The sequence below is a fragment of the Paenibacillus harenae DSM 16969 genome (assembly GCF_000422465.1).
In the GTDB taxonomy this organism is placed as follows: Bacteria; Bacillota; Bacilli; order Paenibacillales; family Paenibacillaceae; genus Pristimantibacillus; species Pristimantibacillus harenae.
On the sequence record NZ_KE383842.1, the window covers coordinates 1,381,368 to 1,397,665 of the forward strand.

The 16,298-nt window shown below is 49.4% G+C and carries 19 protein-coding genes; all 19 read right to left on the reverse strand.

The annotated features are described in order from the left end of the window. Positions 1–6: 6 nt before the first annotated feature. The 19 genes from H581_RS0116795 to trmFO all read right to left on the reverse strand — a co-directional run bounded on the left by H581_RS0116795 (position 7) and on the right by trmFO (position 15,885). Positions 7–471 (reverse strand): flagellar basal body-associated FliL family protein, encoded by a 465-nt coding sequence (locus tag H581_RS0116795; protein ID WP_028611030.1) that lies wholly within the window; start codon positions 469–471, stop codon positions 7–9. Continuing rightward, positions 468–695, reverse strand: a complete 228-nt coding sequence (locus H581_RS0116800) for a flagellar FlbD family protein (RefSeq protein WP_028611031.1) — start codon at positions 693–695, stop codon at positions 468–470. Before H581_RS0116800 ends, H581_RS0116795 begins: the two co-directional genes overlap by 4 nt. 57 nt (positions 696–752) lie before the next feature. Further along, positions 753–1,571, reverse strand: coding sequence for a flagellar basal body rod protein FlgG (gene flgG / locus H581_RS0116805; RefSeq protein WP_028611032.1), 819 nt, complete (start codon positions 1,569–1,571; stop codon positions 753–755). A 120-nt stretch (positions 1,572–1,691) separates the two neighbouring features. After that, the gene (locus tag H581_RS0116810) at positions 1,692–2,069 is read right to left on the reverse strand and encodes a TIGR02530 family flagellar biosynthesis protein (RefSeq protein WP_028611033.1); all 378 of its coding nucleotides are present in this window, start codon (positions 2,067–2,069) and stop codon (positions 1,692–1,694) included. Continuing rightward, a complete protein-coding gene (locus tag H581_RS0116815) occupies positions 2,069–2,605 on the reverse strand; it encodes a flagellar hook capping FlgD N-terminal domain-containing protein (protein WP_028611034.1) in 537 nt (178 codons plus the stop codon). The genes H581_RS0116810 and H581_RS0116815 overlap by 1 nt, the downstream gene beginning before the upstream one ends. 36 nt (positions 2,606–2,641) lie before the next feature. Next, on the reverse strand, positions 2,642–4,018 hold the full coding sequence (locus H581_RS0116820; protein WP_028611035.1) for a flagellar hook-length control protein FliK: 1,377 nt from the start codon (positions 4,016–4,018) through the stop codon (positions 2,642–2,644). 46 nt (positions 4,019–4,064) lie between these two features. Continuing rightward, positions 4,065–4,976, reverse strand: coding sequence for a MotE family protein (locus H581_RS0116825; RefSeq protein ID WP_245600054.1), 912 nt, complete (start codon positions 4,974–4,976; stop codon positions 4,065–4,067). A gap of 31 nt (positions 4,977–5,007) precedes the next feature. Further along, positions 5,008–5,454 carry a flagellar export protein FliJ gene (gene fliJ / locus H581_RS0116830; RefSeq protein WP_028611037.1) on the reverse strand — a complete coding sequence of 149 codons (447 nt, stop codon included), beginning with the start codon at positions 5,452–5,454 and terminating at the stop codon, positions 5,008–5,010. An 8-nt stretch (positions 5,455–5,462) separates the two neighbouring features. Then, entirely contained in the window at positions 5,463–6,782 is a 1,320-nt protein-coding gene (fliI, locus tag H581_RS0116835) for a flagellar protein export ATPase FliI (RefSeq protein WP_028611038.1), read from the reverse strand. Beyond that, on the reverse strand, positions 6,775–7,614 hold the full coding sequence (locus H581_RS0116840; protein ID WP_028611039.1) for a FliH/SctL family protein: 840 nt from the start codon (positions 7,612–7,614) through the stop codon (positions 6,775–6,777). The genes fliI and H581_RS0116840 overlap by 8 nt, the downstream gene beginning before the upstream one ends. Then, positions 7,607–8,608 carry a flagellar motor switch protein FliG gene (fliG, locus tag H581_RS0116845; protein ID WP_211231487.1) on the reverse strand — a complete coding sequence of 334 codons (1,002 nt, stop codon included), beginning with the start codon at positions 8,606–8,608 and terminating at the stop codon, positions 7,607–7,609. The genes H581_RS0116840 and fliG overlap by 8 nt, the downstream gene beginning before the upstream one ends. A gap of 23 nt (positions 8,609–8,631) precedes the next feature. Next, positions 8,632–10,203 carry a flagellar basal-body MS-ring/collar protein FliF gene (gene fliF, locus H581_RS0116850; RefSeq protein ID WP_028611041.1) on the reverse strand — a complete coding sequence of 524 codons (1,572 nt, stop codon included), beginning with the start codon at positions 10,201–10,203 and terminating at the stop codon, positions 8,632–8,634. 42 nt (positions 10,204–10,245) lie between these two features. Further along, complete coding sequence (gene fliE, locus H581_RS0116855; RefSeq protein ID WP_028611042.1) at positions 10,246–10,551, reverse strand: flagellar hook-basal body complex protein FliE; 306 nt, start codon at positions 10,549–10,551, stop codon at positions 10,246–10,248. A gap of 41 nt (positions 10,552–10,592) precedes the next feature. After that, positions 10,593–11,042, reverse strand: a complete 450-nt coding sequence (gene flgC, locus H581_RS0116860; protein WP_028611043.1) for a flagellar basal body rod protein FlgC — start codon at positions 11,040–11,042, stop codon at positions 10,593–10,595. 2 nt (positions 11,043–11,044) lie between these two features. Further along, the gene (flgB, locus tag H581_RS0116865) at positions 11,045–11,467 is read right to left on the reverse strand and encodes a flagellar basal body rod protein FlgB (RefSeq protein WP_028611044.1); all 423 of its coding nucleotides are present in this window, start codon (positions 11,465–11,467) and stop codon (positions 11,045–11,047) included. Positions 11,468–11,685: 218 nt separating this feature from the next. Next, on the reverse strand, positions 11,686–12,456 hold the full coding sequence (gene codY / locus H581_RS0116870) for a GTP-sensing pleiotropic transcriptional regulator CodY (protein WP_028611045.1): 771 nt from the start codon (positions 12,454–12,456) through the stop codon (positions 11,686–11,688). A gap of 27 nt (positions 12,457–12,483) precedes the next feature. After that, positions 12,484–13,884 (reverse strand): ATP-dependent protease ATPase subunit HslU, encoded by a 1,401-nt coding sequence (hslU, locus tag H581_RS0116875; RefSeq protein WP_028611046.1) that lies wholly within the window; start codon positions 13,882–13,884, stop codon positions 12,484–12,486. A gap of 77 nt (positions 13,885–13,961) precedes the next feature. Continuing rightward, a complete protein-coding gene (hslV, locus tag H581_RS0116880) occupies positions 13,962–14,507 on the reverse strand; it encodes an ATP-dependent protease subunit HslV (RefSeq protein ID WP_028611047.1) in 546 nt (181 codons plus the stop codon). A gap of 58 nt (positions 14,508–14,565) precedes the next feature. Then, a complete protein-coding gene (gene trmFO / locus H581_RS0116885) occupies positions 14,566–15,885 on the reverse strand; it encodes an FADH(2)-oxidizing methylenetetrahydrofolate--tRNA-(uracil(54)-C(5))-methyltransferase TrmFO (protein WP_028611048.1) in 1,320 nt (439 codons plus the stop codon). Positions 15,886–16,298: the final 413 nt, after the last annotated feature.

Here is a 16,298-nt window from a genome sequence, read left to right on the forward strand (position 1 = left end):
TATCCGTTAGAGCTCTGTAATAATAAAGTTCGTAATCTCTACTTTAACCAGCTTCCCTTCCGGGATGATGGGGTTAATCAGGTTTAGAAGCTTCGACTCCAAAGCGTCTTCACCTTGTGAGCCGTTAAGCTCTTCTGCCGTCATATCAGCCAATGTTCGATTAATGATCGGTCTTACTTCAATTTCCAGCAGCTTATCGAATTCTTCCTTCGTCTTCTTGCTGTCCAGCCGGAAGGCAAAGCTAAGCACGACAACATATTCCTGATCCTTCAGGTTTCTTCTGAAATCCTTAAGTTCGGATGTTACCTCTACCCGCTCATCGGCGGACAACACTTTCACTTCGATCGTTTCCGTCTCCGCGCTTATTTCTTTCGGATCTGAAAAAAAAGATTTAAACAAAATGATCGAAACAATCGCAATCAGCGTAATGGCAAGAAGTATGGTGATTAACCATGGAATCATCTTTTTCATGTCGAAGGACCCTCCGTTAGCTCGCTCTTTTGGGCCGCCGCAATGAGGCCAATGGTACGAAGATACTGCTGATTAAGCAGCAGCAGCTCTGCCGATTTTTCCTTCACAACCAGCTTCTTGCCCGTCGTTAGCGTTATAACCGTATCGGCAGACTCTTCGATCACTTCGATTAGAAGAGCATTAATTATGACTTTCGTGCCGTTAAGTCGAGTTACGGTAATCATCATTGACCCCCTTCACACCAAGGGGAGACGTTACGCCTCCCGCCGGTTATGACTTATCTATCGTTTTAAGTTTACAACCTCTTGCAGAATCTCGTCGGAAGTCGTGATAATACGTGAATTCGCTTGGAAGCCTCGCTGGGCAACGATCATTTCCGTAAATTCGGCCGTCAAATCCACATTAGACATTTCAAGCTGTCCGGCGATGATGGCTCCCGTGCCGAATTCAGGATCGCCTGCGAATGTCAGGAAGCCCTCGATATCAGCTTCAGGGTTTGCATTTGCCGTAACGCGGTACATGTTGCCGCCTAGCTTCTCAAGACCGCTTGGGTTAACGACCTTTGCGACTCCGAGCTGCTCGATCGGCTCTGTTCCGTCTGCGGTAACGCCCATGATCGTTCCGTCCTGACCGATCGAGAACGCCGTCACCTCTTCACCCAGCGTAATGATATCTCCGGCTGACGATAACACGAAATAGCCGTCAGCGGTAACCAGCTGTCTGTTCGAATCAAGCGTGAAGTTGCCTGCGCGCGTAAGCAGCATCTCTGAGTCTTCATTCGCTCTGACTACAAAAAATCCGTCACCGTCAATCCGAAGATCCGTTGGCTGATTCGTCGTCATTGCGCTTCCCGCAGTATGTACCGTATCAATGGCGCTGATGGATACGCCGAGGCCGATTTGCTTCGCATTAACACCGCCGCGTTCGCCTTCTTCCGGAGCGGTAACACCGGCAACCGTTTGGCTTAAAATATCTTTGAACATCACGCGTCCGGCCTTAAATCCCACGGTGTTGACATTCGCAATATTATTGCCAATGACGTCCAGCTTCGTTTGAAATCCGCGCATGCCGCTCACGCCAGAATACATCGATCTTAGCATTTTATTTCCTCCCTAATAATAAATGAATGAATGAGTTCCATCCTGGCATAATACAATGCTCGCACTATCATAAGCTGCTTCATTCGGTCCACAGCTTAAGGCTTCCAGTTAGGTCCAGCCTTACGATAAGATAATAGCGCTGTCGATCTGGGTAAATACGTTGCTTCTCATTTGTCCGCCGTCCATCGCCGTCACAACCGTACGGCTCGGCACGTTCACGATCATCGCGATATCACGGTACACGATTAAAGAGTCCTGCGCACCCTTCGATGCGGCTTCTTCAACGGCATTTATTATTTTCGTTAATGATTCCGGCTGTAATTGAATACCGCGCTGCTGCATTCGAACTTCCGCGTGATGGCTGAATTTAAGCACCTTAGCATCCAGCATGTCCTGAAATTCTGTTGATTTCGGCAAACGGCTTTCCTGAGCCTTGTTAGGCAGCAGAGGCGTCGATTTTAGCGGAAATAAATGCCCGATCTTCATACGTTCATTCATTAGACCGTTCCCCCTTCTGCTGCGTCAGCTGAATCAGAAGGCTCGTTACCCGTTGAAGCCGTACTTGTCTCTTCTCCGGATTCGTCAGTCTCGTTCGTTGCGTCATTTGTTTCTGAAATAGCCGTCACATAATCAAGCGCAATCTCGGATCCGCCGACTGAAGCATATAGAATGCCATCCTTTGAGACGATGGAATCAACCACGCCGCTTAATTTCACAATACCGCCTGATTCGTCATACTCGTTCCATTCGATCGTCTTGCCGATCAGACTGGAAGCCGATCCGATGCTTTGCCGCATTAGCGTAAGCTCCGATGCCATATTCATAAGCTGTTCAACTGACGTAAATTGCGCCATTTGGGCGATAAAATCCTTATCCTGAAGCGGCTGCATCGGATCCTGGTTACGCAGCTGCGTAACGAGAATGCTAAGAAATTGATCTTTTCCCAAGGTGTCTGTTTTTTTGGATGCGGCTGCTTGGACGTTGCTCTTGCTGTAATTTGGCCATACCGTTTTGGTGGAAATGCTGTCTGACATTTCTTGTCACCTCCGATCAATCATGTCATGTCCTCATTAAGCCTTCACATTGATGCCTCGCCCGTAACCAAGACCCTGTACAGCCGCTTGCTCTATCATTTCGGTTTCAAAAACAGTTTCGTTTACCGCGTCTTCCCCGTTAAACGATTGCCGGGAAGCGGATTGCTGCTGGCTGCTTCCTTGCCCATGCTGTTGATGAGACAGCTGAGCGGCCGTCTGTCCTTGCGAAACTTCAAGTTTATCAACCATTAAGCCCTGTGCTTGAAGCGCTGATCGGAGCTGAGCCATCTGGTTGTCCAGCATATCTTTTGCCATAGCCGTATCGGTTTGGAAGACGGCTGTTAACAATCCGTTCTGCATCGTAATGCGCACATCCACTTGACCCAAATGTTCAGGGAAAAGCATCAGCTTTGCTTCCGAGACGCCGTTTAAGGTCGATACGTCAAATTTTTGGATAATCATCCCCGTCATGGACTCCGCAAACTGATCCGCAACGACAAAGGATGTGGCTGCCGCTGCTGCGGCTTGAACCGGAGGCGTAAATCCGCGCAACGTTTCGGCATGTGTCGTTCCCGGCTGTACTTGCGGTACGGCCTCAACAACGGTTCCGGTTTGTTCCGCTTGAACGGAAGCCTCGTTACTCTGTACGATCGCGGTCAGATATGCCGGATGAACGGCCTGCTGCGATAGACGCTGCAGCAAAGTGCTGGTCTCTGCTTGCCGTACGCCTTGCGCCGTAAACAGCTGTTGAGTATGAGCCGCCGATTTGGTTTGCGATTTCATCGTATCCGCCGGTCCGCCTTCCAAAATTGCCGTTAGCGCTTGGAGTTGCTGATTCACAAACACCGCCGGCTCTTGCTGTTGCACAAGTTTAACGCTGCCCTGCTGAAGCATGGCTTGCAATTGGAGAAGCGTGTCCTGCAGGCTGCTCTTCAGAGCGGCTGCCTGAAGTACGGTTGCCTCCGCCGGCTGACCTTCCGCTTCAATCGTGGCTAACGATAGCGGAGGCTGATTAGGCATCACTTGAACGCCAACAAGGGCGAGAAGGGCGTTCATTTGATCCAACGCGGCTTCCAGCTGCCTTATCTCCTGCTCTTCCAAGACTCCGCTTTCCTGGTTAGCAGTTACCCGTTCATCAAGCTTGTCAATTAAACCGTCAATAATGGCTAGAAGATCCGATAGTGAAGGAGCGGCCGGACCGCCTTCTGCCGCAACAGCTTCCGGTACGACTGCGGTGCCTGCTAATTGAACGGGCTGTGTATTCTCCGCTCCCCCTGCGGAACTGTTATTAATTTGTTGAACCAACGTTTGTTGGAATCCCGTATTGCCCGAGTTTTTACCCGCAGCAGAAGAAGGAACCGCGGATTGCATCGGTGTGTGATTTGAAACGATTTGCGGGATCATCATTTCCATATTTCTCACCTCCTTTCAAGCAATCTTTCGTATGTCTTCCGATAATCTAGCTGCCGGTCATTAATTTCGATACAAGTTGTGCCGTAATCGTATCGTTAATACCGGACATTTCCGCCAGGATCGTTGAACGGGTTTGATCGTTAACCGCATTCAGAATGCGCAGAACCTTGCTGGGGCTTACATCCGCCATTTTGATCAGCAGCTCGGCAGCGCTCTTGGCGTCCATTGCCGTGAACGTGGCGCCTAGCTGTTCTTGATCCAGGACGGATGAAACAGACTTCGTTTCCGTCGGCGTATGTTTGTTCAGTCTTGCTTGGAGCGCCGCGATCTGCAGATCTTTAGCCGTTACATGATCTTTGAGCATCATAGCGGCGTCGGCCGCCGTTCGCGGATTCATCTTCTCCATGATGCGGACGCGGTCATCCGCTCTCATATTGGCGAAGACGAGCACCATTTCCTCCAGCGTCATACTTTGCAGGATCGGAGCGGCTTTACTTGGCGTTATTTTAGAAAACATACCGGAAAGCTCTTGAATCTTCGCTTGATATTGCTCGTCCTCCAGCAACTGCTTCTCTCCCGAAGCCTTTAGCTGCGTATTATCGGTTTGGAGATCATTAACCTTTTTCTCAAGATCAGCTTTGTGTTGATTGGCGGTCGACAGCTCGGTTTCAATGGCAGTAAGCTGCGCCTGCAGATCGGCTATCTTCGCAGACATATTAGCCGCCTTTAATTCTTCATCGTTTACATTTCCGCCTGCAACATTTGGTTCAGGCAGCACGTCTTTTAAGAAGGGAACGGAATTCCCGGCTTCAAGCATTTTATTTCGAAAATCATTATTGAAAAGGGTGTACAGCACGCCGAGCAAAACTATGGCAAATAAGATCGGTGTCATTAAAAACATAAGCCGTTCGAGTGCGCTGTAGCCTTGCTTCTCTATTTCCGGTCCTGCCAATTTCATTCACTCCCTCCAGCCGGCATTACATAACGTATCATGGGGTTGAAAGCATGAAGCGGACACTAGCCAGCTCATCAAGCTCGTTTTGTTCCTTCAATTGCATGGCATACCGGAAACGCTCGAACGCGTGGTCCTTTGCTTTAAGCCATACCTTTTCGTCTTTCACTTTATCGGAAAGCTTTACTCTGCTTTGCTCAACCGCCTTTTGCGCATGTAATACATCCGTCATTTTACTTGAAATGCTGCTGCTTAAGTACTCAACATAATGTTGAATGACCTGCAGCTCTGACAACGAAATCGCGGATTGGGATGCTTCGAGGAGCTTAAACTCCCATTCATTCTTCTCGGCCTGGAGCTGCTCCAGCGACAGCTCCTCGGCCGTTAACACGCCGATCGCCGATGATAGAAGCCATTCCGCTTGCGTCTTCTCGCTTGATTTCAGATCGACGACTCTTTGGAATGAATATCGAAACGATGCCATTTATCGGTTCAACTCCTGTAGAAATCGGTAATTAAACGCTGTTGCGCTTCATCTAAGCTTACCTTTTCATTCGTCTTCTGCCTCGTGTAGCTGTGAATGGAATCCATATTTTGGAGCGCCGTATCAATTTCTGCATTTGAACCGCGCTGGTACGCCCCGATATTGATCAAGTCTTCCGAATCTTTATAAATAGCAAGCAACTTTTTCATTTCGTTCGCAGCGTCCTGCTGTTCCTCCGTCACGATTTCCTTCATGACGCGGCTTACGGATGCAAGAACGTCAATCGCCGGAAAATGTCCTTTTTGCGCCAAATGCCTGCTTAACACGATATGCCCGTCCAGGATGCCCCGAACGGCATCCGCGATCGGCTCATTCATGTCATCGCCGTCAACCAGAACCGTGTAGAAGGCGGTAATGGAACCGGTTAGACCGGTACCCGCGCGTTCCAGCAGCTTAGGCAATGCAGCGAAGACCGAAGGCGTATAACCTCGGGTTGCGGGAGGCTCGCCTATCGCGAGTCCAACCTCGCGAAGCGCCATTGCATAACGCGTAACGGAATCCATCATGAGCATGACGTTTAAGCCGCGGTCGCGAAAATATTCGGCAATCGACGTTGCGATCAGCGCGCCTTTCATCCGAATGAGCGCAGGCTGGTCAGACGTAGCTACAATAACGACGGAACGCGCCAAACCTTCAGGACCGAGATCCTTCTCGATAAACTCAAGAACTTCTCTGCCGCGCTCGCCGATTAACGCGATCACATTGACATCGGCAGAGGTGTTGCGCGCGATCATGCCGAGCAAGGTGCTCTTTCCGACGCCGGAACCGGCAAAAATGCCCACTCTCTGTCCGCGGCCTACCGTCAGCAGTCCGTCGATTGCGCGCACGCCGATACCAAGCGGTTCTACGACGCGAGGCCTCAGCAACGGGTTGCTTGGTTCGTTATGCGTTGAATAATGCGGCATCCGCCGAGGCAAGAAGGACCCGTCAAGCGGATTTCCAAGCCCGTCCAGCACTTTGCCGAGCAGCTCGGAACCGACCTGCACCGATAACGGCTTGCCTGTACCGACGACGTCGCAGCCTGGGCTTATCGCATGAAGATCGCCAAGCGGCATTAGAATGACTTTATTATCCCGAAAACCGACAACCTCGGCTTTCAGCGGCTTTGCCCCTTTGGAAGGATAAATAAAGCATACATCTCCAATGCTGGCGTCCGGACCTTCGGATTCGACGGTGAGACCGATAACCTGCGTTACTTTGCCGTTTACCCTTACAGGGTCAAGCGGCTGCAAATGCTCGATATACTTTAGGACATCCAGGTTATTCATTGTCATCGGTAAAACCTCGTTCTTCGCCGCTATGATGCGCCAAATGGATCAACTCGCGCTTAATCTCGGCTAACTGGGTATCGATGCGGGCGTCGATGCTGCCGAATACGGAACGGATGACACAGCCGTTGTCCTTCACCGTCGAATCGGGCAATATTTGCAATTCAGCCTGTGAGTCAATCGACATATGCAGCTCTTCTCTCGCCGCCTGAACGAACGCAAGCTGTCCTGGAGCAACGCATAAGGTAATGACGCCTTGTTCTCTTCTTCTGGATAAAGATTTTCGAATGAGGTCAATCGCCATTTCCGGCGCAAGTGTAAGCTGTTGACCAATGATTTTCTCGGCGATCGCACAGCTGAGCTCCACGAGAAAAGGCTCTGCTTCCTGAATAATCTGCTCTCGCATCTCATAGGCCGATTTGAGCACATTAGAAGCTTCGGATAATTTGTTCTCCCATTGTTCTCTCATATCGCGTTCCGAGTGAGCGGATCCTTCGGCATATCCAAGCTCGTAGCCGGATTGCCTGAAAGCTTCAGAAGCTTCTTCATCTTCAGCGCGTTTCTGAAGCCACCAAATTTCGATTTGCTGTTCCGCATCGGAGAGCAGCTGTTCACTGGCCTCGGCAGCTTCGCGAAGACGTTCTTCGGCGAATAGCTGGGCGTCTTTCAAAATCTGATCGCGAAGCGTAATCGTTTCTTCATCGGGAACGGGCTCTGGTTCAATCGGCTCTTCCGCTTCCGTATCGGCATAGCCGCTTCGCTCATGCAGCCACTTCAGCTGCTTGAGCTGGTCAAGAGAAACAACACTTGAAGATTTAATCAGATTAGACAATGATATCGTCTCCTCCGCCGCGCGCAATAATGATCTCGCCGGACTCTTCTAAACGGCGAATCGTAGCAACGATACGCGTCTGCGCTTCTTCCACGTCACGCAGCCGCACGGGACCCATAAATTCCATCTCTTCCTTGAAGGTATCCGCCATACGCTTCGACATATTGCGGAATATCGCTTCTCGGACCTCTTCGCTCGCAACCTTGAGCGCAAGCTGAAGATCGGCATTTTCGATATCGCGAATAATACGCTGGATGGACCGGTTGTCGATATTGACAATGTCCTCGAATACGAACATCCGCTTCTTGATTTCCTCTGCAAGCTCCGGATCTTGAATTTCGAGCGCATCCAGTATCGTTCGCTCCGTCCCCCGGTCGACGCCGTTCAAAATCTGAACGATCGAATCGATGCCGCCGGCATTCGTGTAGTCCTGCGTCACGGTAGCGGACAGCTTCTGCTCAAGCACTCGCTCAACCTGCGAGATGACTTCCGGAGAAGTGCTGTCCATCAAGGCGATTCTTCTTGCAACGTCTGCCTGCTTCTCCTGCGGGAGGGAAGATAATATTTGCGAGGATTGTTCGGATTGTAAATACGACAATACGAGAGCAATCGTCTGCGCGTTTTCATTTTGGATAAAGTTTAAAATTTGAGTAGGATCCGCTTTTCTGGCAAAGTCAAACGGCCTTACCTGCAGCGTAGCCGTCAACCGGTTTATGACTTCAAGAGCCTTCTGTTCGCCAAGCGCTTTCTCCAAAATATCTTTTGCATAAGAGATACCGCCTTGGGTAATGTACTCCTGCGCCATACATATTTGATGAAATTCGCTTAGAATCGTTTCACGGTCTAGGCTGTCTACCTTTCTTACATTCGCGATTTCAAGCGTTAATTGTTCAATCTCTTCATCGCGCAAATGTTTGAAAATCTGTGACGACACTTCCGGCCCGAGCGTTATAAGCAGGATTGCCGCTTTCTGGCGTCCCGATAAGCCTTGCATCGATTTGGACAATTGAACCACCTCTATTCGTCAACAAGCCATGTGCGAAGAAGATTAACGAATTCATCCGGCTTCCGTTTGGCAAGAGTTTCAAGATTTTTGCGAGCTTGACTGTCATTGCTGATACTTTCCAAATCAATAGACGGGAATTCAACCTTAGCGGGCTGAGCCAATTCCATCTCTTCATCTTCCGCCTTCTTGCGTTTGCGGACAAGCATGATGACTAGACCGCCGATTACGGCCAAAGCCGCCGCTCCAATGCCAATGATCCACGGCATCGATAGACCGGCCGGCTGATCCGATGAAGCGCTGCCTGAAAATTCTCGAGCGATGAGCGCTACCTTCTTGCCCATCAGCGTATCGTCGTTCACGTTTTGACCCGAATCTGCAAGCTGAGCACGAACAAGAGAAGTCAAATAAGTCATAACTGCCGTTCTGCTTGCTTCATCGCTTAATTCCGACTGCTCGATGCCGATACTAATAGTAAGATCCTTTAGAACAAACGGCCCGGATATAATACTGTTGTTGATCCGGTTCACTTCATAGTTGCGAATTTGTTCATTGGATTCCGAGGAATTTCCGCCTTGCGCTGCTGATTCGTAACCCGGCACATCCGTCTCGCCTGTTCCTGCCACGCCGCCAGCCAGTCCGGAAGTACCCGTTGATGCGCTGTTGTTAATCTGCTCGCTAATAATAATCCCGTTGTTATTGTTATCCTCCAGCGGTTTAACCAGCATTTCCTCTGTCTGTTTCTTGTCGAAGTTCATCGTGCTGGAAACCTGGACGACCAAATTTTCCGGCCCGACGATCGTCCCTAGAAACTGCTGAATATTTTTCTTGAGCTCCGCTTCATATTTTCTCTGAATTTGGAACTGTGCCTCAACGGCGTCCGTACTTCCAATCGCTGCGCCATCCGTTTCGGAGAACATCAATTCGCCTTGCGGACTGGAAATCGTAATATCCTGTACGGCTAATTTCGGAACCGCCGTCTTTACGAGGTTGTAATACCCGTCAATTTCCTTTTGACTCGGACGATAACCCGCAGTGAACTGTATCATAATCGAAGCGGAAGCCGTTTGCGCATCTTCCGGTGAAAGGAACACGCTTTCTTCGGGCAAATTAATCAATACCTTTGAACTATCCACACCCTGCATGGCATTTAGAAGCTGTTGAACCTCGCCGTTCAAAGCATTCAAGTATTTGACATTAAATTCGTTCTCCGTAGTGCCGAATGTGGAGGAACTGGAATTGAATGCTTCAAATCCAATCGAACCGTTCTGCACAAGCCCTTGCGAACCGACATCTACTTTTATTCGGGAAGCAACGGCGCTCGGCACCGAAATGCTCTTCCCATTATTGCTGAGCTCGTAAGGAATTCCGCTGCCATCCAAATAATTCATAATGGCTGCCGCATCTGTCGTATCTAAATTTTGAAAAGCAATTTCGTATTCCGTTCTTGTAAATACGATTGTCAACAAAATAACCGCTAACAGAAGTCCAGCAATGGATGCCCCCAGCCATATTTTTTGTTTTCTGCCCATCTGGCTCCAAAACGAAGCAAGCCTCTCTCGATACTGGGCGAATTTCTCGCTCACATTGTCACCTCACCCAAATACTATGCTAGGCCAAACGTATGATTAAACTTGCATCCGCATCATTTCCTGATATGCTTCAACCACTTTATTGCGGATCTGCGAGGTAAGCTGCAAGCTTAACTGTGCTTGCTCCGAGGCAATCAGAACCTTCGTGACATCCACTTGGCCGACTAAATATTGATCGTTTAGCTTATGTACGCTTTTTTCTTGGGCATTGACGTTGTCGATGGCGGTCTGTAAAAACTGTCCAAAAGATTGTGTTAATTCAGCAGGCGTAGACTGCTGAATCGGTTTCGATTCGATTAGCTTGGCCGGTTGAACTTGACCGAGCGATAACGACTGTATCACCAAAATCACTCCAATACATTATGCGATTTATCTTCATGCAATTATCTGCCAATTTCCAACGCTTTAACGAATAAGGCTTTCGTTGCATTCAGTGCTGTTACGTTCGCTTCGTAAGAACGGGATGCCGCAATCATGTCAACCATTTCCTTCGTCACGTCGACGTTGGGCATATTGACATAGCCGTTTGCGTCCGCATCGGGGTGCGTAGGGTTATAAACAAGCTTATTCGGGGAGTGGTCCTCTTTAATTTTCGTGACCTTAACGCCTTGCGCTGCAGAATCGCTGCCAAGCTCCTTTGAGAGCACATTCGAAAACGACTGCCGCATCGGCTCCATAACGACTACCTTCCGCTTGTAAGGCTGGAATTGTCCGTTAACGAAGCTACCGCGGGTCGTTTCAGCATTGGCTATATTGGATGAAATCACATCCATCCGAAGACGCTGTGCAGTTAAAGCAGAAGCGCTTATATCAAACCCTGTTGACAATTTCACTGTTAAGCTCTCCCTTCAATTGCTGTGCGCATCATTCTAACGTCATGATTTATTTGCTGGACATAAAGATTATAGCTTAACTGGTTTTTGGCCAATAAAGACATTTCTCGATCGATGTCGACATTGTTTTGGCTATTGCTCATTGATGTCGCATCATCGGTTATGACTTTAGGCTCAGGTAATAATGCTGTCCTTGAACTGTTTCCGATTACGATATGCTTCGAATTCGTTCTTTTACCAGTCAATTGACCTAGCTGATTATTACCAATCGCTTGCTCCAACAGTTCTTCAAACAAAACCTCTGACCTTTTGAAATGCGGCGTATCAGCGTTAGCCACATTGTTAGAAATGACGCGTTGCCGCATTTCAGCTGCTTGCAGAGCACCTTCCATTCTTGTAAATGCAGCGCCATTCAACAAATTCACGTAGTTTCACCACTTTCCACTTAGAGATTTTCTTTTTCTAGTATTCAACAGATTTTTTCTCATTCCTGCTGCATTCGACAATAAAAATTAAAAAAATGAGATTTGTGTGTCGATTTTTGCCGACATGATAATATTCAACAATTTCCTAAATTATTACAATGAGAAAAAAGCCCTATCTTTTTATAAAGATAGGGCAAAAGTTGCAAAAATCTCCTGATTCAGGATTTGATTTTATCCAGCTCCTGAAGCAGCTGATGATTTAGTATTTTAATATATGTGCCTTTCATCCCAAGTGACCTCGTTTCGATCACGCCCGCGCTCTCCAGCTTGCGCAGCGCATTGACGATAACCGAACGGGTAATCCCGACTCTATCCGCGATTTTGGAAGCGACAAGCAGTCCTTCCTTTCCTTCCAGCTCTTCGAAGATGTGTTCGACGGCTTCCAGCTCGCTGAAGGATAATGATCCGACCGCAACGGATACGACGGCACGGCTGCGGACCTCTTGTTCGATTTCCTCCGTACGCTCTCGCAATATTTCCATCCCGACAATCGTTGAGCCGTATTCGGCCAAAACGAGATCATCATCATCGAATGCGCCTGAGAGACGGGTAAGCACAAGCGTACCCAGACGGTCTCCGCCGCCGATAATAGGCACGACTGTCATGATCTCCTGATCGCCAAGTTTGTGAAAGGACTCGAAGACCCCCGGGTCAGGCTTCACGTTAGTCATCGATTCCTGCGTGTCCAGGAATCGTTCATTGCTCTCTTGGGGAAATCTTAGCTCATCGGCGGTAAGGTTGCGGATAAAATCATGGTCATACACATTAACAGCCGCGCATCCAAGTATTTTCCCCTTCCGGCTGACGACAAACACATTCGTCTGAATGGTTGCGCAAAGCACCTCCGCCATCTCCCTGAAGCTGAGCGCTTTGCCGGCAGCGCGCTGCAGCAACCGGTTGAGCGTCCTTGTCTTTGTAAGTAAAGTCATTCCAATGCCTCCCAAAACTCTTAACAACTACAATATATATTGACTCAAATCTCGATTTTGTGCAATGGTTTCCAGCTTTTCCCTCACATATTCAGGAGTAATCAGCATTTTTTCGAGAGACAGCTCGGGCGCTTCGAATGATAAATCCTCCAGCAGCTTTTCTAATATCGTATGCAGCCTGCGCGCACCTATGTTCTCCGTATTCCGGTTCACATCTGCGGCAATTGATGCCAGCTCGCGAACGGCCTCGTCCGAGAATTCGATTTGAATGCCTTCCGTCTCCAGGAGAGCAGAATACTGCTTGGTTAACGCATTTTTGGGTTCCTTTAAAATACTGACAAAGTCCTCCAGGCTTAGGCTGGTCAGCTCCACGCGAATCGGGAACCTGCCCTGCAGCTCCGGTATGAGATCCGATGGCTTTGCCACATGAAAGGCGCCTGCGGCTATGAACAGAACATAATCCGTCTTGACCGGGCCGTACTTTGTCATGACAGTCGAGCCTTCAACGATCGGCAGAATATCCCGTTGTACGCCTTCTCGAGACACATCCGGCCCCGTGCCGCGCGACGGACTCGCGATTTTATCAATCTCATCTATGAAAATAATGCCTGATTGCTCTGCGCGGATTACCGATTCGGAAATGACATCATCCATATCAATGAGTTTATTCGCTTCTTCGGCGATGAGCGCTTTGCGCGCTTCCTTAACCGGAAGCTTGCGTTTCTTCGGCTTCTTCGGCATTAGCTGTCCGAACAGCTCCTGCATATTCATGCCCATTCCTTCAGGCCCTTGGCCTGACAGCATATCCATTACGTTCGGAGTCGTATCTTCGACTTCAATTTCGATGACCTCGTTCTCCAGCTTGCCGGCGGCCAATTGCTCCCTAAGCTGGGCTCTCCTTTGCGATAGCCCCTGATCAGCGTCGGAGTCCTGCGTTGGCTCCTGCGTTTGCTGTTGGTTCCCAAACAGCATTTCGAACGGATTTTTCTGCGTCTTCGCTTTGGCGGCGGAAGGCGCGAGCAAGGTTACGATCCGTTCATTCGCGAGCTTTTCCGCTTTATCCTTTACCTTCTCCGTCCGTTCGGACTTCACCATTCGGATTGCCGTTTCTACCAAGTCGCGAACCATCGATTCGACGTCCCGGCCAACATAACCGACTTCGGTAAACTTGGTGGCCTCCAGCTTGACGAATGGAGCTTTCACAAGCTTCGCCAAACGGCGGGCAATCTCCGTTTTGCCGACGCCCGTCGGTCCGATCATCAAAATATTTTTCGGAACGATTTCATCGCGCAAAGCTTCATCAAGCAAGCTTCTGCGGTAACGATTGCGCAGCGCGATAGCGACTGAACGTTTGGCTTGCTTTTGTCCGACAATATATTTATCGAGTTCCGCTACGATCTGACGGGGTGTCATTGCATCATTTCCCATAATAAAATCCCTCCGATTTCGTTTCGTCCTATATGACCGCTCGAAGCTGTTTCGTTACGATAAACGCTGTAATAGATCTATACGATTTCTTCTACGATTATATTATTGTTCGTGAATACGCAAATTTCCGACGCAATCTCCAGAGCTGAACGAGCGATGTCCTTCGCTTCCATGTCTTTTGTATGACGCTTGAGCGCCCTCGCTGCCGACAGCGCGAAGCTGCCTCCTGAACCTATGGCCAGAATCCCGTCATCCGGCTCTATAATCTCGCCGTTGCCGGATATGAGCAGCAGCCCGGTTTGGTCCATCACTAGCATCATAGCCTCAAGCCTGCGAAGAACGCGGTCCGAGCGCCAATCCTTGGCTAGCTCAACAGCCGAGCGCTGCAAATTGCCGTGATGCTCCTCCAGCTTGGCTTCAAACTTCTCGAACAAAGTAATCGCGTCGGCAACCGAACCGGCAAAGCCGGCAATGACTTGTCCGCGATACAGTCTCCTGACCTTCTTGGCTTGATGCTTCATCACCATGCTGTTCCCGAAAGTTACCTGTCCATCCCCTGCAATTGCGCCCTTCCCTTCATGCCGGACAGCGCAGATCGTAGTCGCGTGAAATTGCATTTCCATCGCTTTGCCTCCTCTAAAATTGATTTGGAAATCAAACGGATATGTACATTACGGATTTCTAGCGCAAATGTTCCCGTTTAAATTGCTCGATGCCGTCCAAAGCGCGATTCGCAATCATTTCATTCTTTTCTTTTTTATTGCGGATCCTCTTCTCGAGAGGAGGGAACAGCCCGAAATTCGCATTCATCGGTTGAAAATGTTTAAAATCAGCCGTTGTAATATAGTTCGCCATGCTGCCAAGCGTCGTTTGCTCCGGCAATACGACCGGTTCCAGGCCGCGAGCGAGTCTTGCGGCATTAATGCCGGCGATTAAGCCCGATGCCGCCGACTCTACGTAACCTTCGACACCGGTCATTTGACCGGCAAAAAACAGCGACTCTCGGTTGTTCAGCTGATAAGTCGGCTTTAACAGCCGGGGCGAGTTAATGAACGTATTTCGATGCATAACGCCATAGCGGACGAATTCGGCATTTTCCAAACCCGGGATAAGCGAGAATACTCGCTTCTGCTCTCCCCATTTCAAATGGGTCTGGAATCCGACGAGATTATAAAGCGTCCCTGCCGCATTATCCTGACGAAGCTGAATGACGGCATGAGGGAGCGTGCCGGTATGCGGATTAACCAGCCCGACCGGCTTCATTGGACCAAACAGCACGGTTTGCTTTCCACGGCTCGCCATGACCTCAATCGGCATACATCCTTCAAAATAAACTTCTTTCTCGAATTCCTTCAGCTCCGCCGTCTCTGCGGTCGTAAGCGCTTCATGGAAAATATTGAACTCCTCTTCCGTCATCGGGCAGTTCAAATAAGCGGCCTCGCCTTTATCATATCTTGAAGCCAAGTACACTTTATTCATATCAATAGAGTCTTTTTCAACAATCGGCGCGGCAGCGTCATAAAAATAAAAATATTCCTCGCCAAGCAATTCGCGAATTTGGGAGGACAGACCGGGGGCCGTCAATGGGCCCGTCGCAATGACGACGATGCCCTCAGACGGTATTTCCGTCACTTCCTCGTTGCGCACCTCCACTAGCGGATGCTCCTGCAGCCTGCGCGTTACCTCGCCGGAGAAGCCATCGCGGTCAACGGCAAGCGCTCCGCCCGCCGGTACGGCGTGCTGATCCGCGCAGCTCAATATAAGGGAATCCAGCCTGCGCATCTCTTCTTTTAAAACGCCGACAGCATTGGTCAAACCATTTGCGCGCAAGCTGTTGCTGCATACGAGTTCAGCGAATTGGTTCGTGTGATGAGCCGGCGTTTTAGTTGCCGGACGCATTTCGTATAAAACGACTGGCACTCCTTGCGAAGCGATTTGCCATGCTGCCTCGCTTCCCGCAAGACCTGCTCCGATGACTGTTACTTTCTGCGTTTGTGACAAGTTGGGTCAATCCTTTCGATTAAAATACTCCCTAGCCCTCTTGGAGGGTCTCTACCCGGCCTTCAAAGGCTTCCTTCAAGATCTATTCAAACCAAACCTTAAAAGGCTTCTACCGAACCTTCAAAGGCTTCTACCCAAACCTTCAAAGACATCGACAAACCTCTACCCAAAGCCTTTAAAGCGTTTCGAACCCACCCAACCCCTCCCTTCCAAGGGAGGGCCCCAAGGGTTGCACCCTCTGGACACCCGCAATTGGACTAACGTTGGCGTGAATGTGACGGTTGAAAGCTGCGTTTTGTTAATGATCGCTTTCGTCCCATCGGGACACGCTTAACTTTTGGTGCGCCAGAGAAGCCTATATTAACAGTCTCTAAGAAAAGTTGGCGGCCCCAAGACGGCTATGAGCAACTTTT